The following is a 19,979-nucleotide window of genomic DNA, read 5'->3' on the forward strand; positions in this document are numbered from 1 at the left end:
GTGCCCACAGACAGGGGGGGGGAGGGGGGGGGGGGGGGGGGGGGGGGGGGGGGGGGGGAGGGGGGGGGGTGGGGGGGGGGGGGGGGGCCGCCCCCCCCCCCCCCCCCCCCCCCCCCGCCGTGCTGCTCGGCCGAGCCGGTGCGGCCAGGGCTGACGCCGGAGGAGCCGCGCGCGGCTATTCCTCCAGCAGGCCCGGGACCGGGCGCGGGCGCCCGTCGGCGTCGATGGCGACGAAGGTCAGACGGGCGCCGGCTACTTCGGTGGCGGGGGTGTTCGCGTTCCAGCGCTCCGCGGTGACCCGTACGGCGACCGTCATGGAGGTCCGCCCGGCGCGCTCCAGGGTGGCGTGGACGGTGAGGAGGTCGCCGGCGCGGGCGGGGGAGCGGAAGGTCATCCGGTCGACCGAGACCGTGACGGCGGGGCCGTCGGCATGACGTCCCGCGGCCGCGGCGGCCGCGTCGTCGATCAGCTTCATGACGACGCCGCCGTGAATGGTCCCGTAGAGGTTGGTGTCGTGGTCGCTCATGATGTGGGCGAGGGTCACACGGGAATCGGCCGGCGCCTTGTGGGCCCGGGCCCCTGCGGTGGTGTCCGTGGTCACGGAGCTCTCCTTCGCGAGTCGTGGCGGGTGCGGTCCCGGTGGGCGGGTCGCGGACGCGGAGGAGCGGCGGGCCGCGCGAGGCGCCCGCTGCCGCCGGCCCGCCCACGGGGTCACCGGGATGTCCGTACGCGGAGTGGTCCGCGTACGGGCAACGGGCAGGTCTTCGGACTCGCGGGCACGCCTGCCGGTCTCCCGGCGGGCACCTACTGGCCGTCGCTTCCCAGGACCGCTCTGCGGTCCCAGTGCGTATGACGGCGGTCGTTCCCGCTCACCGCTGCGGGGCAGTCCCGGATTCCCACCGGGTTCCCTCTTACGACGCATCCCGCCTGGCGGACGGGGCGAACCAGCTGCACCGGCCACCCTAGGCCACGGCCCAGCCCGCGCGGGCGGGGCCCGTACGTGACCCGCACCTCACCTTGCCGGTATGTTGTTGCATATCTGTTGCAAAAACAATCTATGTGCGAGAGGGGCCGGCGTGGGTGCTCCGGTGGTGCTGGGCATCGAGTCCTCGTGTGACGAGACCGGGGCCGGAATCGTGTCCGGCGGGCGGCTCCTCGCCCATGTCGTGGCGTCCAGCATGGACGAGCACGCGCGCTTCGGCGGGGTCGTGCCGGAGATCGCCGCCCGTGCGCACCTCCAGGCGTTCACCCCGGTCGTCCAGGAGGCCCTGGACCGGGCGGGGTTGCGGCTGCGCGACATCGACGCCGTAGCCGTCACGACCGGGCCGGGCCTCTCGGGCGCGCTCCAGGTGGGGCTCGCCGGGGCGAAGACGCTCGCGTACGCGGCGGGCGTGCCGCTGTACGGGGTGCACCACCTGGCCGGGCACGTCGCCGCCGACACCCTGGAGCACGGGCCGCTGCCCAACCCGTGCATGGTGCTGATCGTGTCCGGCGGCCACACCTCGCTGCTGCTCGTACGGGACCTCGTGCGCGATCCGATCCTGCACCTCGGCGACACCGTCGACGACGCGGCCGGCGAGTGCTTCGACAAGGCGGCCCGGGCGTTCGGGCTGCCCTACCCCGGCGGGCCCGCGATCGACCGCGCCGCCCGCGCGGGCGACCCGTGCGCGGTGGCCTTCCCGCGCCCGCTGAGCGGGCCGCGCGACGACCCGTACGCCTTCTCCTTCTCCGGCCTGAAGACCGCCGCCGCGCGCTGGGCCGAACGGCACCGGCAGAACGGCGAGGAGCTCCCGCTGGCCGACGGGGCCGCCTCGCTGCAGGAGGCCGTCGCGGACGTGCTGACCCGCAAGGCGCTGGCCGCCTGCCGGGAGCACGGCGTGCGCACCCTCGTGGTCGTGGGCGGGGTGGCGGCCAACTCGCGGGTGCGGGCCCTGGCCGAGGAGCGCTGCGCGGCGGCCGGCGTGGAACTGAGGGTGCCGCCGCTTACCCTGTGCACCGACAACGGGGCGATGATCGCGGCCGTCGGCGACCTGCTCGTACGGGCCGGTGCCGACCCGGCACGACTGGACGTGTCCATCGACCCGTCCGCCCCCCTGGAGTACGCGGCCCTGCACCCCGCCGCCCGCCGGACGGCCCCTACACCGCCCGCGGGTCGATCCGCTCCGTGAGGGGTCCGTACAGCTCGGGGCGCCGGGTGCGCATCAGGCCGAACTCCAGCCAGTCGCGGCGCTGGTCGAGGTCGAGGTCGGCGACGAGGACGGCCGGGGCGTGGCGCGGCGCGCGGAGCATCATCCGGCCGTAGGGGTCGGAGATGAACGAGGAGCCGTAGAAGACGGAGCGGCCCTCGGTGCCGACGCGGTTGGGCACGACGCCGCCTCGCTCACCGCGCTCCTGGACCACGTGCACGGCCGCGGCGCCCACGCGCCGGCCCTGTTCCCACCCGAGGCCACCTCCGCCTGGGCCCAGGCGCTGCGGACGGCCGCCGCGTCCTGGAGCGCGGCGCACGGCGCCCTGCTGGCCGCCGATCCGGCCGTGGACGCCGTCATCTGCGCCCCCGACGGCGCGGCCCCCGGGGTGCTGCGCGCCGCGGCCGGCCTCGGCCGGACCGTCGGTCGCGACTTCCGGCTCGCCTCCTGCGTGGACGGCGTCGCCGCCCGCGGCTGCGACCCGCCCGTCACCGCGATCGACCTGCGCCCCACCGCGTACGGCAGGTCCTGTGCCGACCTGCTGTGCGACGTCCTCGCCGGGCGGACCCCGGCCGACACCGTCCGCCGGCACGACTGGGTGCTCGAAACCCGCGCCTCCACCCGGCTCGGCACCTGACCGCGGGCGGTGCGGGAACCGGGGGGCCGTGGCGTCCGACTGCCTTCCCAGACGCCACTCGGGCCCCGGCCCGACGGCGCGACCCGCACGGCACACACGAGCTGGAGCACCGCATGAACCGAAGGAACCTCCTCAGGGCATCGACCGCGCTCGGCGCCACCGGCGTCGTCACCGGACTCACCGGAGCGGGAGCGGCCGCGGCCGCTCCCGCGGCGGCTGCCGCCGGCCGGCCCGCCGGGAGAGGGAGCGGTCCCCTGCGCGTGCACGTCGTCATGTTCGACGGGGTCGAGGAGCTCGACTTCGCCGCCCCGTACGAGGTCTTCTCCGCGGCCCGCTTCTTCACCGACCGGGCCGTCGAGGTCCGCTACGTCACCGCCTCCCGCCCGGGATTCGTCCAGGCGTCGTACGGCACCCGGGTCGGTGTCGACCACGGCTGGGCCCCGGACGAGGCGGACGTCATCGTCGTGCCGGGCGGCGGCTACGCCCGCCGCGAGGAACCCGGGGTCTGGGCCGAGATCTCCCGGGGCACCCTCCCGCGCGCGCTGGGAGCGGCGCCCCGCACCGGACTGACGGTCAGTGCCCTGTGCACGGGCGTCATGCTGCTCTCCGCCGCGGGACTGACCCGCGGACGGCCCTGCACCACCCACCACAAGGCACGGCCGGACCTCGAACGGCAGGGCGGCGTACTGAAGAACGCCCGCGTCGTCGACGACGGAGACCTCGTCACCGCCGGGGGCATCACCTCGGGACTGGAGCTCGCCCTGTGGCTCGTACGCCGTGAACTCGGCCCGGACACGGCCACCGCCATCGAGGCCATGCTCGAATACGAGGCCCGCGGCACGGTGTGGTCCCGGTAGCGCCTCCTCCGGCCCGGCCGCGGCCTCGCGGCACGCGGACAAGGGACTGCGCGGACCGTCGGCTCGGCGGTCCGCACAGCCCCGCGGACGGTCACCCGTCAGCAGTCGTCGCCGTACCCTCCGCCCCAGTCGTCATCGTCGTCGTACCAGCCGTGGCCGTGGTCGTCGTCCCAACCGCCGCCACCGTGGCTGACGTAGGCGACCGAGTGGGTGGGCACCGCCGCGGAGGCCGTACCCGCTGCTCCGATGGCGGCGCCGCCGGCCATCAGGACTCCGATCGCGGACGCCGCGAAGAGCCGCTTCACTCTCAGTGCTCGCATGGTTCAAAACCCTTCTCGTAACTGCGCCGATCGGACGGCGCGGAGTGCTTTCGGCCTCCTTCCGCCCACAGCACGGAGTTCTGCCTTTGCCCGATGAACGCGTGGAGTGCGCATCCGCCGTCAACGCGGCTGTTCGAGCCGCGGACCATGGGGCTGGATCGCACTTTCTCAGGGGGCCGTGTGAATCACCGCGGGCGAAAGGCCCGTTCCCGCGATGGCGGCCGTCTCCTGCCCATGTTAGTCACCCGCGTGCGGGTCGTCACCTCGGGAACCGGGACGCGGCGCGCACCACCGGCCCCGCCGCTGCCGTTCCCCGCCGCCGCCGTGCGGTATACGTCTCCTGGGGCCCGCCGGAATTCCCGCGAAGGGGTGTGCTGCTGTGGCTGCTGTGGAACGCACGACGTGCTGTGTGGTGGGGGGCGGGCCGGCCGGCATGGTCCTGGGGCTGCTGCTGGCCCGGGCCGGGGTCGAGGTGACGGTGCTGGAGAAGCACGGGGACTTCCTGCGCGACTTCCGCGGCGACACCGTGCACCCCTCGACCCTGTCGCTCCTGGACGACATCGGCCTCGCCGAACGCTTCGCCCGGCTGCCGCAGCGCCGGGTGTCCTCGGTCCAGTTGCCCCTCGGCGAGGACCGGTCCCTGGTCACCGTCGGGAACATCGCGGCACTGCCCGGAAAGTACAACTACATCGCGATGGTGCCCCAGTGGGACCTGCTCGACCTGCTCGCCGACGAAGCCCGCAGGGAACCCTCCTTCCGGCTGCGCATGGACACCGGGGCGACCTCCTTCCTCATGGAACGCGGACGGGTCGCGGGCGTCCGCTACCGCACCGCCGACGGCCGCACCGGCGAACTGCGGGCCACCCTGACCGTGGCCTGCGACGGCCGCGGCTCACTGGCCCGGGCCCTGCCGGAACTCGGCCTGGAGGGCTTCCCCTGCCCCATGGACGCCTGGTGGTTCCGCCTGCCGCGCCACGAGGACGACCCCAGCGGGCTCGTCGGCGGCCTGGGCGACCGGTTCTTCACCGCCCTCATCGACCGCGGCGACTACTGGCAGTGCGCGGCGCTCATCCCCAAGGGCACGGACGCCGAACGCCGCGCCGAAGGGCTGGAGCGCTTCATGACCCGCTTCACGGACGCCGCGCCGTGGCTGGCCGACCGGGCCGGCGCCGTCACCTCATGGGACGAGGTCAAGCTGCTCGACGTACGGCTGGAGCGGCTGCGCCGCTGGCACCGCCCGGGGCTGCTGTGCATCGGCGACGCCGCCCACGCCATGTCGCCCGTCTTCGGCATCGGCATCAACCTGGCCGTCCAGGACGCGGTGGCCGCGGCCCGCCACCTGGTGCGGCCGCTCCGCGCGGGCACCGTGGGGCTGCACGACGTCCGCCGCGTACAACTGCGCCGCTGGCCCACCACGGTGATGACCCAGGGCCTCCAGCGCCTGGCCCACGCACAGGTCATCGAACCCCTGCTGGCGGGCCGCACCGCCTTCGGCGACCCCCGCCGCGCGAAGCGCATGACGGAACTCATCACGGAGTCCCGCTGGCTGAACCGCGTCCCGGCCTACTTCATCGGCTACGGCGCCCTGCGCGAACGGCCCCCGCGGGAATCCCTGCGCTGACCACCCCGTCGGCCACGGGCCGCACGGCACGGCCCGCGCCTTCGCCGTCCGGGTCGCCGGGCGGTCGTCCGGCACTTCACCGGTGCCGCCCGGCCGGCCCCGCCGGTCAGGCCGTGCGCAGGCGGGTGGCTGCCGCCTCGGCCTCCCGTACGACGCGCTGCGTGTCGACGTCGACCAGCCGGCCGCCGAGCTTCAGCGCGCGGCCGTCCACGAACACGGCGTCGACGTTCTCGGGCCGCCCGTTGAAGACGATCTGGCCGACCCAGTCGAAGCGCGGGGCGAAGTTCAGGGCGGCCGGGTCGACGACCACCACGTCGGCCCGTTTGCCGGGGGTCAGGGAGCCCACCCGGTCCGAGACGCCGAGGGCCTCGGCTCCGCCCAGCGTGGCCATCCGCAGCACGTCGGGCACCTGGGGGAAGACCCCGGCCCGCGTCGTGCGGACGCGTTGCAGGCCGACGGCCGCCTTCATCAGCGCGTGGAAGTCCGAACTGTCGTTGGTCCCGCCGTCCAGGCCGAGTCCGACCTTGACGCCCCTGCTCGCCAGGTCGGACAGCCGCATGATGCCGGAGGCCAGCCGCATGTTGCTGAGCGGGCAGTGGGCCGCGCGCACGTCGTGCTCGGCGACGGCGGCGATCTCCGCGTCCGTCAGGTGGATCGCGTGGTTGATCAGCAGCCGCGGCCCCATCGCGCCGATGTCGGTGAGGACCCCGACGGGGTCGTCGGCGCGCTGCTCGGGCCGTTCCAGGACATGGGAGTTGAGCATGACCCCCAGCTCCTGGGCGGCCTCCCAGTGGGCGCGGTTGTGGGACTCGACGGCCCGCGCCGCGTGCGTGGCGACCTGGAAGGAACCGAGCGGCACCGGGTCGACGAGCTCCCGCTTCACCTTCGTGAGCAGTACCGCGTCGGGTGCCGGCGGGTACATGGCGTAGGTGAACCGCAGCCCGGTGCCGGCCAGGGCCCGTACGTAGCTCTCGATGAGGTCGTACGAGAAGATGTCCACCCAGTCCACCAGCGTCGTCACGCCCGACTGGACGGCGTCCAGGGCGGCGAGCCGCACGATGCTGTGCAGGGCCGTCGGCGTCAGGCGGCCGCGCTGGGGGTCGGTACACCCCCGGAACCAGCCGAATAAGTCCCGGTCGGTACACCCGCCCCGGATCGCCGCCTGCCAGAGGTGGTTGTGGGTGTCGACGAACCCGGGCATCACCAGCTTGCCCGGGGCCTCCACCACCCAGGTGCCGGGCGGTGTCCGCAGTGCCGGGCCGATGGCGTCGATGGCGCCGTTCCGCATCAGCACGTCGGCGTTCTCGACGGCGCCGAGGGGGCCGCTGCCGATGGCCGGATCCATGGTGAGCACCAGGGAGGCCCCGCGGAGCAGGACCGTCCGGCCGCCTTGGACGGCCGGTCGGGAGGGCTGGTCGCGCTGTGCGCGGCGGGGTGCGGCGCCGAGGACGAGCGGGGCGGCGGCGGCCAGGCCGAGGCCGGCGAGGAGATCGCGGCGGCTGGGGGCCGAGGGCTTCGTGGGGGCTGACTGCATGGCGTGTTGCCTCCCGAGGACTCAGAACGGAAGGCCCGCCCGGGCGGGACGCCGAGACGGGACGCCGGGCCGGGGCGGGAGGTTACCCGCAGCATTCCCAGCGAACTGCCATTCGATAGACGTCGGTGGAAAACTTTTTCCACCGCGCCCCCGGGTGAGGACCCGGACCCCGGCCGCGCCTCTGGGCGTGCGGCGGGCCCGGTCACTAGCCTGACCCCATGAATCCCGCAGCCCGCCCCGCCCCCGACCGGTACACCGTCGTCCTGCGCCCCGGCCCGCCCGGCGCCCAGGACGCCAAGGGCCACGACGCGGTCCTGCGCACCGCCCGCGTCGAGGCCACCGGTGCCACCGGCGTCTCCGGCTACCCCCGCTACGAGGGCGAAGGGGTCCAGGCCGAGATCGACCCCGAGAGCCGGGCCGTCGAGGCCGTCACCGTGGACGGCGAGGAACTCCCGTACGGCTGGATCGCCCAACTGGCCGACTGACCCCCCCGGGAACGCCGAGTAGGGGTCGGCGCGGGGTCCGTATACGGCGGCTTGACCGATGGACCTGCGGCAACGTAGCTTCTGCCGGACCGGCTCGTGAGTTGACGGAAGGAGGCGAAGTCGGATGTCGACCATCTCCGCACTGCTTCGCCTCGCTCACCAGGTCGCCTGGGCTCCGGGCCGTGTAGCACACGGCTGCTGAACAGCCCCTCTTTCCGGCGTGCCCGATTGCGGCCCCGGCTCCCTTTTCGATTTTCTGTCACCGCCTGAGGCACGCCGTCGCGTGCTCACGCGCGCCCTCCGGGTTCTCCGGCCGCGCCACCGAAACAGAAGGCTCCTGAAATGGCGACTAGGACCATCAGCTCCACCCCGCACCGAAGCGAGGACCGGCCGTGGTAGCGGCACGGATCACCGTCAACGGCAAGGAAACACCGATCGCGCCCGCCACGCCCCACACCACGGTGCTCGACTTCCTGCGCGAGCGCGGCCTCACCGGCACCAAGGAGGGCTGCGCCGAGGGCGAATGCGGCGCCTGCTCCGTCCTCGTGGCCCGTCCCGGCGTGGACAAGCCCACCGACTGGGTGGCGGTCAACGCCTGCCTGGTCCCGGTCGCGGCGCTCGACGGACAGGAGGTCGTCACCTCCGAGGGCCTCGCCACCGCCGGAGCCCCCGGCACCCCGCCCACGCTGCACCCCGTCCAGGAGGAGATGGCGGTCCGCGGCGGCTCCCAATGCGGCTACTGCACACCGGGGTTCATCTGCAGCATGGCCGCCGAGTACTACCGGCCCGGCCGCTGCGCACACGCCGAGCAGGCCGGCGACGCCGGCTCCGAGCACGGTCCGAACGGCTTCGACCTGCACTCGCTCAGCGGCAACCTGTGCCGCTGTACCGGCTACCGGCCCATCCGCGACGCCGCGTACGCCGTCGGCACCCCCGCCGAGGACGACCCGCTGGCCCTGCGCCGCGAGCAGTCCCCGCCCGCCCCCGCCGCCACCGAATACACCCGGGACGACAGAGCGTTCCTGCGCCCGGGCACCCTGGCCGAGACGCTGCGGCTGCTGCGCGACCGGCCCGACGCCGTCGTGGTCGCCGGCAGCACCGACTGGGGCGTGGAGGTGAACATCCGCGCCCGCCGCGCCGATTGCGTCGTCGCCGTCGACCGGCTGCCCGAACTGCGTGAACTGCGCGTCGAATCCGACTCCATCGTGATCGGGGCGGCCCAGACGCTCACCGAGATCGAACGCCGCCTCGACGGCGGCGTCCCACTGCTCGCGGAACTGTTCCCGCAGTTCGCCTCCCGCCTCATCCGCAACAGCGCCACCCTCGGCGGCAACCTGGGCACCGGCTCGCCCATCGGCGACAGCCCGCCGGTGCTGCTCGCGCTGGAGGCCTCGGTGCTGCTCGCCGACGCCGACGGGGAGCGCGAGGTCCCCCTCGCCGACTACTTCACCGGCTACCGGCAGAGCATCCGCCGGCCCGGCGAGCTGATCCGCGCGGTGCGCGTCCCGCTGCCGCTGTCACCCGTCACCGCCTTCCACAAGATCGCCAAACGGCGCTTCGACGACATCTCCAGCGTGGCCGTCGCCTTCGCGCTCGACATCGAGGACGGCATCGTCCGCAAGGCGCGCATCGGCCTCGGCGGCGTGGCCGCCACCCCGGTCCGCGCCCTCGCCACCGAAGCGGCCCTGGAGGGCCGGCCCTGGTCGGCGGAGACCGCCCGGGCCGCCGCCGGGATCCTGCGCGCCCAGGGCACCCCCATGGACGACCACCGCGCCAGCGCCGAGTACCGTTCCGCGATGCTCGGCCAGAGCCTGCTGAAGCTGTACGCACAGACCACCGAGGCGGTGCCGTCATGAGCCATCTGTCCGAACGCCCCGAGAAGCCCGCGGTCGGCCTCCCGCTGCCGCACGAGAGCGCCGCCCTGCACGTCACCGGTGCCGCGCTCTACACCGACGACCTGGTCCACCGCACCAAGGACGTGCTGCACGCCCACCCGGTCCAGGTCATGAAGGCCCGCGGCAGGATCACCGCGCTGCGCACCGGGCCCGCCCTCGCCGTCCCCGGCGTGGTCCGCGTACTCACCGCAGCGGACGTGCCCGGCGTCAACGACGCCGGCATGAAGCACGACGAACCGCTCTTCCCCGACGAGGTCATGTTCCACGGCCACGCCGTGGCCTGGGTGCTCGGCGAGACCCTGGAAGCGGCCCGGCTCGGCGCGGCGGCCGTCGAGGTGGAACTCGACGAACAGCCCTCCGTGGTCACCCTGGAGGAGGCGATCGCGGCCGGCAGCTTCCACGGCGCCCGGCCCGAGATGCTGACCGGCGACGTCGAAGCGGGCTTCGCCGACTCCGCGCACGTCTTCACCGGTGAGTTCCGCTTCTCCGAGCAGGAACACTTCTACCTGGAGACCCACGCGGCGCTCGCCCATGTCGACGAGGCCGAGCAGGTGTTCGTCCAGAGCAGCACCCAGCACCCGTCGGAGACGCAGGAGATCGTCGCCCACGTACTCGGCCTGCACAGCCACGAAGTGACCGTACAGTGCCTGCGGATGGGCGGCGGCTTCGGCGGCAAGGAGATGCAGCCCCACGGGTTCGCGGCCGTCGCCGCGCTCGGCGCCAAGCTGACCGGCCGACCGGTGCGGCTGCGCCTCAACCGGACGCAGGACCTGACCATGTCGGGCAAGCGGCACGGGTTCCACGCCGAGTGGAAGATCGGCTTCGACGCCGAGGGCCGCATCCAGGCCCTGGACGCCACCCTGACGGCGGACGGCGGCTGGAGCCTGGACCTCTCCGAACCGGTCGTGGCCCGCGCGCTGTGCCACATCGACAACACCTACTGGATCCCCAACGCGCACGTCCGCGGCCGCATCGCCAAGACCAACAAGGTCTCCAACACCGCCTTCCGCGGCTTCGGCGGACCGCAGGGCATGCTCGTGATCGAGGACATCATGGGCCGCTGCGCCCCGCTGCTCGGCCTCGACCCGAAGGAACTGCGCGAACGCAACTTCTACCGGCCGGGCCAGTCCACCCCCTACGGGCAGCAGGTGATCCAGCCCGAACGGATCTCCGCCGTCTGGGACCAGGTCAAGGAGAACGGCCGCCTCGCCGACCGCGAACGCGAGGTCGCGGCCTTCAACGCCGCGCACCCGAACACCAAGCGGGCCATCGCGCTCACCGGCGTCAAGTTCGGCATCTCGTTCAACCTCACCGCCTTCAACCAGGGCGGCGCACTGGTGCTGATCTACAAGGACGGCTCCGTCCTGATCAACCACGGCGGCACCGAGATGGGCCAGGGCCTGCACACCAAGATGCTCCAGGTGGCCGCGACCTCCCTCGGCATCCCGCTGCACAAGGTGCGCCTCGCGCCGACGCGGACCGACAAGGTGCCCAACACCTCGGCCACCGCGGCCAGTGCCGGCGCCGACCTCAACGGCGCGGCCGTGAAGAACGCCTGCGAGCAGCTGCGCGAGCGGCTGCTCCAGGTCGCCGCCACTCAGCTGGGCGCGAACGCCTCGGACGTGCGCATCGTCGAGGGAGTCGCGCGCGTCGTCGGCGGTGACAAGGAGCTGGCCTGGGACGACCTGGTGCGCACCGCGTACTTCCAGCGGGTCCAGCTGTCGGCGGCCGGCTTCTACCGGACCGAGGGCCTGCACTGGGACGCGAAGTCGTTCCGGGGTTCGCCGTTCAAGTACTTCTCCCACGGCGCCGCCGCGGCCGAGGTGGAAGTGGACGGCTTCACCGGCGCGTACCGCATCCGGCGGGTGGACATCGTGCACGACGTCGGCGACAGCCTGTCCCCGATGATCGACATCGGTCAGGTCGAAGGCGGCTTCGTCCAGGGCGCGGGCTGGCTGACGCTGGAGGACATGCGCTGGGACACCGGTGACGGGCCCGGCCGCGGCCGGCTGCTGACCCAGGCCGCGAGCACCTACAAGCTGCCGAGCTTCTCGGAGATGCCCGAGGAGTTCAACGTCACCCTGCTGACGAACGCCACCGAGGAGGGCGCGGTCTACGGGTCCAAGGCGGTCGGTGAGCCCCCGCTGATGCTGGCCTTCTCGGTACGGGAGGCGCTGCGGCAGGCCGCCGCGGCGTTCGGGCCCGCCGGAACCGGTGTGGAACTCGCCTCGCCCGCGACGCCGGAGGCGGTGTACTGGGCGATCGAGTCCGCCCGTCGCGGCGACGCGCGCGGCGGCAGCGGGATCCCCGCCGACACGAGCGTCTTGAGCAATGTCTGACATGACCTGGGTGGCCGCGGTCGCGCGGTTGCGGGCCCGCCGGGAACCCGGCGCGCTCGTGACCGTCGCGGCCGTGCGCGGCCACGCACCCCGCCGGGCCGGCGCCAAACTCGTCGTGGGACGGACCGGGACCTGGGGCTCGATCGGCGGCGGCAACATCGAGGCCGTCGCGATCGACCGGGCCCGCGAGGTGATCGGCACGCCGGATCCGGAGCCCGAGCTGATGGATTTCGCCCTCAACGACAAGGTCACCGGCCCGCACGGCGTCCAGTGCTGCGGAGGGGCGGTCAGCGTTCTGCTCGAACCGCTGCCGGTGGTCCCGGCGGTGGCGGTCTTCGGCGTCGGGCACGTCGGCATGGAGCTGGCACGGATCCTGGCCCGCCACGACCTCGACCTGCACCTGGTCGACACCCGCCCCGACCAGCTCACCGACGAACGGCTCGCGGTGCTCGCGGACGCGGTGGCGCAGATCCACGTGCACCACGTCCCGCTGCTGCCGGAGGACGTGCTCGCGGAGCTGGCGCCCGGCACGCACGTCCTGATCATGACCCACGACCACGCGGAGGACGCCGCCCTGTGCGACGCCGCCCTGCGCACCCCCGGTCTCGGCTCGATCGGACTGATCGGCTCGGCCGCCAAGTGGGCTCGGTTCCGCCAGCGCCTGGCGACCGAGGGCGGCCACGACACCGCCGCCATCGACCGGATCAAGACCCCGATCGGCATGACCGGGATCACCGGCAAGGAACCCGCCGTCATCGCGGTCGGGGTCGCGGCGGACCTGCTGCGGACCTTCGAGCGGGACGGCGGGTGAGTCACGGCTGCGTGAAGTGCCTCCGAAGCCATCTGAGCAGGGCTGCGAAGGCGGGGGACATGGCACCGTCCGACTGTTCGAGGACCGTCGGGCGGCCGCCGTCGTCCAGCGTGATCGCGTAGCCCGTCGCATCCCTGGCGCGGCCGGAACCGTCCGGCGCGGGCGCCGCCACGGCCGCTGCCACCAGCCGTTCCAGCTCGGCCGCGGCGCTCTCGGGCAGGGCGGCCGAGTCCAGCACATCGGGCGGACGGCGGAGGTTGGCCGCCGCCGCCAGCCCGCCGTACGACTCCAGGGTCACCTTCATCGTGCCCGGCCTTCCGGTCGGCCGTTCCCGGTGTTCACCTGGAGCCCTTCAGGGTGGCCACTTCCTTGGCCAGCCCCGTCACCTTGTCGCTGAGCGTGGAGATCTGCCGGGTCAGGGCTGCGAGGTCGGCCTCCCGGCCCGCGCCGCCGTGCCCGTTGGTGGCGAAGGCCCGTGTCCGGGTGAGCCCGGCCGGGACTCCGGTGATCTGGATTTCCACCCCTTGCCACGCCGCCAGCACGGCGGCCTGCTCGGGGCCGCCGATGCCGAACAGCTGGCCGGCCTTCTGGAAGGTGGTGTCCGCGAAGTCCTGGAACTTGTCCCGGGCGCCGGACGCCTTGAGGGCCTCGTACCAGATCCTGCCCGTGACCTCCCAGGCGAATCCACCGATGCCCACGGCCGCCAGGAAGAACGCCTTGTTCGGAATGCCGGAGTTGAAGTGCACCCCGCCGTTGTCCCCTCTCGGGGTGTCGGGCAGGTGGACGAACTTGCTCATCCGGTCGGGCTGGGGGTCCTTGCCGACCAGCGGGTTGTTGTACGCCGTCCCCGGTGCCTTCATCGACCTCAGGGCGTCGCCCTCGATCCCCGGCGTCCAGATGTCAGGACCGATCAGCCAGTCCGCCTCCTCGGCGGTCTGCTTCAGCGACCACTGCTTGACGAGCGACCCGAAGACGTCCGACATCGACTCGTTCAGGGCTCCGGACTGGTTGTGGTACTCGAAGTTCGAGGTGTGTTCGGTGACGCCGTGCGCCAACTCGTGTCCGGTCACGTCGAGGGATCCGGTGAGGACGCTGAACTCCACCCCGTCGCCGTCGCCGAAGAGCATCTGCTGTCCGTCCCAGAACGCGTTGTTGATCTTCCTGCCGAAGTGGATGAACGCGTGCAGAGGCATCCCGCGGTCGTCGATCGAATTGCGTTGGAACACGTCCTTGTAGAAATCACGGGTCAGGCCGAGTGAGTCGAACGCCTGGTTGACGGCCTCGTCCGGAGACTCCGGTCCGTCCTCCGACCTGGCCCTGACCGCGTCGGAGAGGTCTTCGCTCTGCTCGCAGTCGAAGATGGTGCGCCGGCCGTTGCCGGGCACGACGGACAGGCCGGAGAGCGCCGACCGGACGGCGCGCATGCCCCGCAGGCGGGCGGTGGTCAGCAGGGTGTCCAAAGCGGCCTGCCGCACCGCACCGTCTTCGCTCTCCATGAGCTTTTCGAGGATGTACGGCGGGATGATGCAGTTGATGGGTCGGGTCCTGCTCATGGGGCACCTCCTGGGTGAGAGGACCAACGGTTGACGGTTCATCGTTTCGGCCGCAGGATTTGAAGTGGCAGTGCGCAGAGAGTTCCTTGACCGGACCGCACACGGCGTTGCCGCAGGCCCCTGAGAAGACCGGATGCGCGGCACGGCGGGCAACAACAGCACCCACTGGCCGGGCGGGAGGCGGGGGAAGCGTTGGCGCCGACCAGCCCTCTATCCCGCGGCGGGCCACGCTGATACCACAAGTCTCCTGCCGTCCGCGGCCACTGGCAAACGCACAGCGCCCCCGCGCCTTGCCGATCCGCCTACTGGATGCTCGTGCGCCTCCGTGCACACCGGCCACGCCTCGTCCCGCGGCCACGGCGGCGGCCCGCCCACGGAGCCTTCTCGTCATGGCCGGAACCCTGTCCACCGCCCGTCCGGGGCCTCATGCGGGCTGCCACAGCTCGATCCGGTTGCCCTCGGGATCGGTGACCCAGCCGAACCGGCCCACACCGTCCATGTCCTGGGTCTCCCCGGCCACGTCCGCCCCCTTGGCGCGCAGCTGCGCGAGCATCGCGTCCAGGTCGCGGACGCGGAAGTTCAGCATGGTGCGCTGGGCGCGGGAGCCGAAGTAGTCGGTCCCGGAGTCGAAGGCCGCGAACACGGTCAGCCCCGGTTCCTGGCGCCACAGACCGTGCTCGTCGGCGTCCAGCCCCAGGCAGTCGCGGTACCACGAGCTCAGGGCGGCCGGGTCGTCGGCGCGCAGGAAGCATCCACCGATGCCGAGTACGCGTTCCATGCGGCCATCCTGCCAGGACGGCGGCCTGACGGGCCGCCAACCACGCACGTCGGCCCGCCCCTGCGGACCCGGGAGGGCCCCGGGGCTCAGGCGGCGTCGGGGAGCCGGGAGCCGTGGATCCCGGCCGGGACGCGGCGGGGCAGGCGGACGGCGGCGACCTGGTCGAGGCCGGACGCGTCGAGGACCAGGAGCGGCGAGGAGCCCCTCTTCGACCGCGCGGCCACCGCCGCCCCCTTCGGGCGCGGGCGCGCCGGTCCTGGCCGGCTGGGGGCAGGACTTCCCGGACGGCGGCCAGAGGACGGTGTCCGGCTCTGGCGGGGGCGGGCTCAGCCGGTCCGCGCCGGCAGGGTGGCCGCGCCCCCTTCGCGTACGGCCAGCAGTACGGCGTCGTGCAGGGCGCGGCTGGCCTCCTCGCTCGGACAGGGGGCGGGGCTCCCCGCCAGGGTGAGCCACTCCGTCGCGCCGCTGTGCTGGACGGCGACGTGCGCCAGCCCGTCGGCCTCGGTCCAGGTCGTGTGGACGTCGAGCTCGCCGGTGAGGAGGACCGACTCGACGGTCCTCACGCCGCCGCGTCCTGCGAAGACGCCGCGGGTGGTCCATGATGCCCAGGTCATCCGGCCTCCAGGAGCCGTCCCGTACGGGTACGGGAACACGGGTGGGTGCGGGCTGGCGTGATACCCCGCCTGGATGAGATGTATGCGTGCATATCACCTCATTTTTCCGTCGTGGGTGGCGGCCCCGCCGCCGGGCCGGTCATTCCGCGGGCCGCTCCACCACCCGGCGGGCCGCCTCGTGCTCGGCGGCCGGCGGCGACAGCTCGTCCAGCGTGTCGAGGTCGGTGTCCCGCTCCAGCTCCTGTTCCCACTCGGCGGCGAGCCGCTCCTGCTCCGCGCGCGGCAGCCCGCCCACGGCCTTCCGGTGGGCCGGGTCGAGAGCGGCCAGGAAGCGTTCCACCACGTCCGAGGACATCCCGTACTCCTTGTCGCTGGGGGAGGGCCGGGTGCGCGACGGCCCCGCGCCCAGCATGCGCAGCGCCGCCCGGCGCACCGGGCAGGCACGGCCCGGCACTGACCCGAATGGCGCCGCCGGCCGGCCTCTACGGCAGGGCCCGCCAGGCCCCAGCCGCGGCGGGCCGCCTCGGCTCTCACCTCGCCCCGCTCGCGCAGCAGCGCCGTGAAGTCCTCGAAGACGGCGCACTCGGCGGCGAACGCCCCGCGCAACGCCTCCGGGCGGGGCTCCGCCCGCACCGCCCCGGGCGGTCTTCCGGCCGCTCAGGCGCCGGCGCCCGCCGGGGTGAGGACCACGAAGTCGGCGTTCCACGGGTCGAGGCAGACGGCGAGGCGGCCGACGCCCTCCACGTCCTCCGGGCCCGTCTGCGTGTTGCCGCCGTTCCCGGCGACCGCCGCCACCGCCGCGTCGCAGTCGGCGACGGCGAACACGGGGTGCCAGTACGGCCGCCCCTGCGCGAGGCCGAGGTGTTCCTCGCCGAGGCGCATGAGCCCGCCGTGCATGCGCTCCTCCGGCAGGCCCGCCGGGGTGATCAGCGAGTACGCGCCCGCGCCGCCCGGCAGCTCCATGTCGCTGAACCGCCAGCCGAGGACGCCGCCGTAGAACTCCCGCGCGGCCGCGGCGTCGCTCGTGAACAGCTCGGTCCAGCACAGCGAGCCCGGCTCGTCCACCAGCTCGACGCCCTTGTCCGTACCCGGCTCCCAGACGGCGAACTGGCCGCCCTGGGGGTCGCTGTACTGTGCCATCCGGCCCGCGTCGTCCAGCGTCATCGGAGCCACCCTGACCGTACCGCCCGCACCCTCCACGGCCCGGGTGGTGGCGTCCGCGTCGGCGACGCTGTAGTAGATCATCCACGCCGAGCGCGCGCCCTGCTCGGTGAGCTTGCCGAGCCCGGCGACGATCTTCCCGTCCTTGCGGAACATCCCGCCCTCCATGCCGCCCATGGACTCGTACGTCCACCCGAACACGGCGCCGTAGAAGGCCGCGGCGGACGGGACGTCGGGGGTGCCGAGGTCGAGCCAGCAGGGGGAGCCGGGGACGTAGTCGGTGGTGATCATGGTGCCGGCCTTTCACGGGTCCGATGTGACCTCAGCCTGGCACCCGACCCCGGCCCGCGCCCGTCGGCCGTCAGGACCCCGCGCGGGCGGCGTACGCGCGGACGTCCGCGTCGGGGTCGGCCGTGGCGGCGGCCAGCGCGGTACGGGCGTCGGGGTCCTCCCGGTGGCGGAGCAGGGACAGTACGGCCGCCTTGCGGACGTCCGCGTTGGCGTCGGCCAGGGCCTTCGCCAGCGCGGGGACGGCCCGCACCGTCGCGGCCGCCCGCAGGGCCGTCGCGGCCCCGGCGCGCACCTGCCACGCGGGGTCGCCGAGCGCCGCCCCGGCCAGGGAGGCGTACCCGGGCGGGCAGCCCGTGGCGGCCAGCGCCGCCAGGGCCGCGCCCCGCACCAGCGGGTCGGCGTCGTCCAGCAGCGGGTCGAGCGGCGCCGGCGCCGGGTCGTGGACGGCCGCGAGGCCCCGGGCCACCGCGACCCGGACCTCGCGGGCGGGGTCGGCTGCGGCGGCCGCCAGTTCCGGCACGGCGTCCACCGAGACCAGCGCCCGTACGGCGGTGACGCGGACCTCGGTGCCGGCGTCCGCGAGGGCGGCGCCGTACACCCGCGCGTACACCCCGGCGTCGCCCAGCCGCAGCGTCCGCAGGACCTCCAGCGCGGCGGCCCGGACGGCCGGGTCGGCGACCTCCAGCGCCGTCCGCAGCCCCGCCCCGAGCTCCGGCCCGGCGGGCAGCACCTCGACGAGCTCGCGCAGGGCGGCTGCGGCGGCGCCCCGGACCCCCGGCGCGGGGTCCCGCAGGCACGCGGCCAGCGCGGGCCCGGCCCCGTCCGGCACGGTTTCCCCGAGGACGGCCACGGCGGCCGCCCGCACCCCGGGATCGGGATCCGCCAGGAAGGGGCGCAGGGCCTCCAGGCCGGGGGACTCCTCGGCCAGGGCGAGCAGCCGCAGCAGGGCGGGGCTGGGTGTGCGGACGCCCCCGGCGCCGGCGGCCGACGGCACGGCCGAAGCCGGGTCCGAAGCCGGGTCCGAATCCGGGTCCGAAGCAGAGGGCGGATCCGAGGCCTGCCCCGCGGCCGCGGCCCCCGGACGCGCCGCCGGAGCTGCGGCCCTCGGCCCGGCCGTCGCCACCGGGACCAGCTCCACCTCGCCGAGCCACCGCTCCGGCCCCGCCACCGGCGTGAACTCCGGGACCGCCACCGTGTACGGCTCGACCGGCCGCGCGGTGAACTCCATCGCCCCGGAGGCCGACTTGCGCAGGTCGAGGTGGTGCAGCCAGCCCGCGTCGTCCTGTCCGGGGTGGTCCATCCGCTCGTGGTAGAGACCCCAACGGGACTCGGTGCGGGCCAGCGAGGCCCGGGCGGCCATCTCCGCGCAGTCCCGGATGAATCCCACCTCCGCGCACCGCATCAGCTCGTGCGCGGTGCGCGCCCCCATCCCGGCGATCTCCCCGGACATCCGGGTGAAGGCCTCCACGGCGAGGGACAGCTTCGCCCCCGACTTCGGCGGTGCCACGTAGTCGTTGACGAACCGCCGCAGCTTGTACTCCACCTGCGGCTGCGGCGGCCCGTCCGGGTTGCGCAGCGGCCGGTAGACCAGCTCGTGGGCGGCGGCGAGCTGGTCCTGCGGCAGCTCCCCCTCGTACGCCCGGTACCGGGACGCGTCCTCCCCGGCCAGGTCCCCGTACACGAACGCGCCGATCATGTAGTTGTGCGGTACGCAGGCCAGGTCGCCGGCCGCGTACAGCCGGGGCACGGTGGTGCGGGCGTGCGCGTCGACCCGTACGCCCGAGGCGGAGTGCCCGCCGCACAGCCCGATCTCCGAGATGTGCATCTCGATGTCGTGGGTGCGGTAGTCGTGGCCGCGGCCCTCGTGGAAGGTGCCGCGGGTGGGCCGCTCCGTACTGTGCAGGATCGACTCGACGGCGGAGACGGTCTCCTCCGGGAGATGGCTGAGCTTGAGGTACACCGGGCCCCGGTCGGAGGCGAGTTCGGCCGCGAACTCGGACATCATCTGCCCCGACCAGTAGTCCGACTCCACGAACCGCTCACCGTGCCGGTTGACCTGGTAGCCGCCGAACGGGTTCGCCACGTAGGCGCAGGCGGGCCCGTTGTAGTCCTTGATCAGCGGGTTGATCTGGAAGCACTCGATCCCGGTCAGGGCGGCCCCCGCGTGGTAGGCCATGGAGTAGCCGTCGCCCGCGTTCGTGGGGTTCTCGTAGGTCCCGTACAAGTAGCCGGAGGCGGGCAGTCCGAGTCTGCCGCAGGCCCCGGTGGCCAGGATCACCGCGCCCGCGCGTACGGTGACGAACTCGCCGGTGCGCGTGTTGAACCCCGCCGCGCCGACGGCCCGGCCGTCCTCCGGGTGGGTGAGCACCCGGACCGGCATCACCCGGTTCTCGATCCGGATCCGCTCCCGCATCTCGCGCCGCCGCAGCTGCCGGTAGAGGACCTTCTTGACGTCCTTGCCCTCCGGCATCGGCAGCACGTAGGAGCCGGACCGGTGGACCTGGCGGACCGCGTACTCGCCGTGCTCGTCCTTCTCGAACTTCACCCCGTACGACTCCAGGCGCCGGACCATGTCGAAGCCGCGGGTCGCGGTCTGCCGGACCGTGGACTGGTCGACGATCCCGTCGTTGGCGCGGGTGATCTCGGCGACGTAGTCGTCGGGTTCCGCCCGGCCCGGGACGACCGCGTTGTTGACCCCGTCCATGCCCATGGCGAGGGCGCCGGAGTGCCGTACGTGCGCCTTCTCCAGCAGCAGTACGTCCGCACCGCGTCCGGCGGCGGTCAGCGCGGCCATCGTGCCGGCGGTACCGCCGCCGATCACGAGGACGTCACAGGACAGCTCGGTCGCGTCGGCGAGGGCGGGGATGGCCGGAGGGGCGTCCACCAGGGTGTCCACG

The 19,979-nt window shown here is 73.8% G+C and carries 17 protein-coding genes, 3 pseudogenes and 1 riboswitch; of the genes and pseudogenes, 8 read left to right on the plus strand and 12 right to left on the minus strand.

Annotation, left to right across the window (positions count from 1 at the left end):
- Positions 1–178 precede the first annotated feature (178 nt).
- Positions 179–601 (minus strand): annotated as a pseudogene (locus ACZ7IF_RS06410) (acyl-CoA thioesterase); the annotation flags it as partial.
- A gap of 149 nt (positions 602–750) precedes the next feature.
- Positions 751–951, minus strand: a riboswitch (cobalamin riboswitch).
- Between the two features lie 137 nt (positions 952–1,088).
- Here ACZ7IF_RS06410 and tsaD point away from each other — a divergent pair.
- Positions 1,089–2,168 carry a tRNA (adenosine(37)-N6)-threonylcarbamoyltransferase complex transferase subunit TsaD gene (gene tsaD / locus ACZ7IF_RS06415; RefSeq protein WP_470964622.1) on the plus strand — a complete coding sequence of 360 codons (1,080 nt, stop codon included), beginning with the start codon at positions 1,089–1,091 and terminating at the stop codon, positions 2,166–2,168.
- Here tsaD and ACZ7IF_RS06420 read toward each other — a convergent pair.
- Positions 2,137–2,370 (minus strand): annotated as a pseudogene (locus ACZ7IF_RS06420) (nitrilase-related carbon-nitrogen hydrolase); the annotation flags it as partial. The gene tsaD and the pseudogene ACZ7IF_RS06420 overlap by 32 nt on opposite strands.
- A 9-nt stretch (positions 2,371–2,379) precedes the next feature.
- Here ACZ7IF_RS06420 and ACZ7IF_RS06425 point away from each other — a divergent pair.
- Positions 2,380–2,823: pseudogene (locus tag ACZ7IF_RS06425) on the plus strand (substrate-binding domain-containing protein); the annotation flags it as partial.
- 113 nt (positions 2,824–2,936) lie between these two features.
- Entirely contained in the window at positions 2,937–3,680 is a 744-nt protein-coding gene (locus ACZ7IF_RS06430) for a DJ-1/PfpI family protein (protein WP_470963969.1), read from the plus strand.
- A 98-nt stretch (positions 3,681–3,778) separates the two neighbouring features.
- On the opposite strand, the gene ACZ7IF_RS06435 is transcribed toward ACZ7IF_RS06430, so the two are convergent.
- A complete protein-coding gene (locus ACZ7IF_RS06435) occupies positions 3,779–4,000 on the minus strand; it encodes a hypothetical protein (protein WP_470963972.1) in 222 nt (73 codons plus the stop codon).
- A gap of 388 nt (positions 4,001–4,388) precedes the next feature.
- Between ACZ7IF_RS06435 and ACZ7IF_RS06440 the strand changes: the two genes are divergently transcribed.
- The gene (locus tag ACZ7IF_RS06440) at positions 4,389–5,621 is read left to right on the plus strand and encodes an FAD-dependent oxidoreductase (protein WP_470964625.1); all 1,233 of its coding nucleotides are present in this window, start codon (positions 4,389–4,391) and stop codon (positions 5,619–5,621) included.
- Between the two features lie 106 nt (positions 5,622–5,727).
- Here ACZ7IF_RS06440 and ACZ7IF_RS06445 read toward each other — a convergent pair whose 3' ends face one another.
- The gene (locus tag ACZ7IF_RS06445) at positions 5,728–7,155 is read right to left on the minus strand and encodes an amidohydrolase family protein (protein WP_470963975.1); all 1,428 of its coding nucleotides are present in this window, start codon (positions 7,153–7,155) and stop codon (positions 5,728–5,730) included.
- 218 nt (positions 7,156–7,373) lie between these two features.
- On the opposite strand from ACZ7IF_RS06445, the gene ACZ7IF_RS06450 reads away from it, so the two are divergent.
- From ACZ7IF_RS06450 to xdhC, 4 genes are all read left to right on the plus strand, one after another.
- A complete protein-coding gene (locus tag ACZ7IF_RS06450) occupies positions 7,374–7,640 on the plus strand; it encodes a hypothetical protein (protein ID WP_470963978.1) in 267 nt (88 codons plus the stop codon).
- Positions 7,641–8,032: 392 nt separating this feature from the next.
- The gene (locus ACZ7IF_RS06455) at positions 8,033–9,496 is read left to right on the plus strand and encodes a xanthine dehydrogenase small subunit (RefSeq protein ID WP_470963981.1); all 1,464 of its coding nucleotides are present in this window, start codon (positions 8,033–8,035) and stop codon (positions 9,494–9,496) included.
- Entirely contained in the window at positions 9,493–11,874 is a 2,382-nt protein-coding gene (gene xdhB, locus ACZ7IF_RS06460) for a xanthine dehydrogenase molybdopterin binding subunit (protein ID WP_470963984.1), read from the plus strand. Before ACZ7IF_RS06455 ends, xdhB begins: the two co-directional genes overlap by 4 nt.
- Position 11,875: 1 nt before the next feature.
- Positions 11,876–12,685, plus strand: a complete 810-nt coding sequence (xdhC, locus tag ACZ7IF_RS06465) for a xanthine dehydrogenase accessory protein XdhC (protein WP_470964628.1) — start codon at positions 11,876–11,878, stop codon at positions 12,683–12,685.
- A gap of 1 nt (position 12,686) precedes the next feature.
- Here the strand turns inward: xdhC and ACZ7IF_RS06470 are convergent, their stop codons facing one another.
- The 8 genes from ACZ7IF_RS06470 to ACZ7IF_RS06505 all read right to left on the minus strand — a co-directional run bounded on the left by ACZ7IF_RS06470 (position 12,687) and on the right by ACZ7IF_RS06505 (position 19,978).
- The gene (locus ACZ7IF_RS06470; RefSeq protein WP_470963987.1) at positions 12,687–12,989 is read right to left on the minus strand and encodes a protealysin inhibitor emfourin; all 303 of its coding nucleotides are present in this window, start codon (positions 12,987–12,989) and stop codon (positions 12,687–12,689) included.
- Positions 12,990–13,023: 34 nt separating this feature from the next.
- Positions 13,024–14,238 carry a M4 family metallopeptidase gene (locus tag ACZ7IF_RS06475; protein ID WP_470963989.1) on the minus strand — a complete coding sequence of 405 codons (1,215 nt, stop codon included), beginning with the start codon at positions 14,236–14,238 and terminating at the stop codon, positions 13,024–13,026.
- Between the two features lie 424 nt (positions 14,239–14,662).
- On the minus strand, positions 14,663–15,016 hold the full coding sequence (locus ACZ7IF_RS06480; protein WP_470963992.1) for a VOC family protein: 354 nt from the start codon (positions 15,014–15,016) through the stop codon (positions 14,663–14,665).
- An 86-nt stretch (positions 15,017–15,102) separates the two neighbouring features.
- Positions 15,103–15,240 carry a carotenoid oxygenase family protein gene (locus ACZ7IF_RS06485; RefSeq protein ID WP_470963994.1) on the minus strand — a complete coding sequence of 46 codons (138 nt, stop codon included), beginning with the start codon at positions 15,238–15,240 and terminating at the stop codon, positions 15,103–15,105.
- Positions 15,241–15,342: 102 nt separating this feature from the next.
- On the minus strand, positions 15,343–15,630 hold the full coding sequence (locus ACZ7IF_RS06490; protein ID WP_470963996.1) for a hypothetical protein: 288 nt from the start codon (positions 15,628–15,630) through the stop codon (positions 15,343–15,345).
- Positions 15,631–15,769: 139 nt separating this feature from the next.
- On the minus strand, positions 15,770–16,084 hold the full coding sequence (locus ACZ7IF_RS06495; RefSeq protein WP_470963998.1) for a hypothetical protein: 315 nt from the start codon (positions 16,082–16,084) through the stop codon (positions 15,770–15,772).
- A 203-nt stretch (positions 16,085–16,287) separates the two neighbouring features.
- The gene (locus tag ACZ7IF_RS06500; protein WP_470964000.1) at positions 16,288–17,082 is read right to left on the minus strand and encodes a VOC family protein; all 795 of its coding nucleotides are present in this window, start codon (positions 17,080–17,082) and stop codon (positions 16,288–16,290) included.
- Between the two features lie 70 nt (positions 17,083–17,152).
- Positions 17,153–19,978, minus strand: a complete 2,826-nt coding sequence (locus ACZ7IF_RS06505) for a fumarate reductase/succinate dehydrogenase flavoprotein subunit (protein ID WP_470964002.1) — start codon at positions 19,976–19,978, stop codon at positions 17,153–17,155.
- Position 19,979 lies beyond the last annotated feature (1 nt).

The organism is Streptomyces sp. NPDC037421, assembly GCF_055602105.1.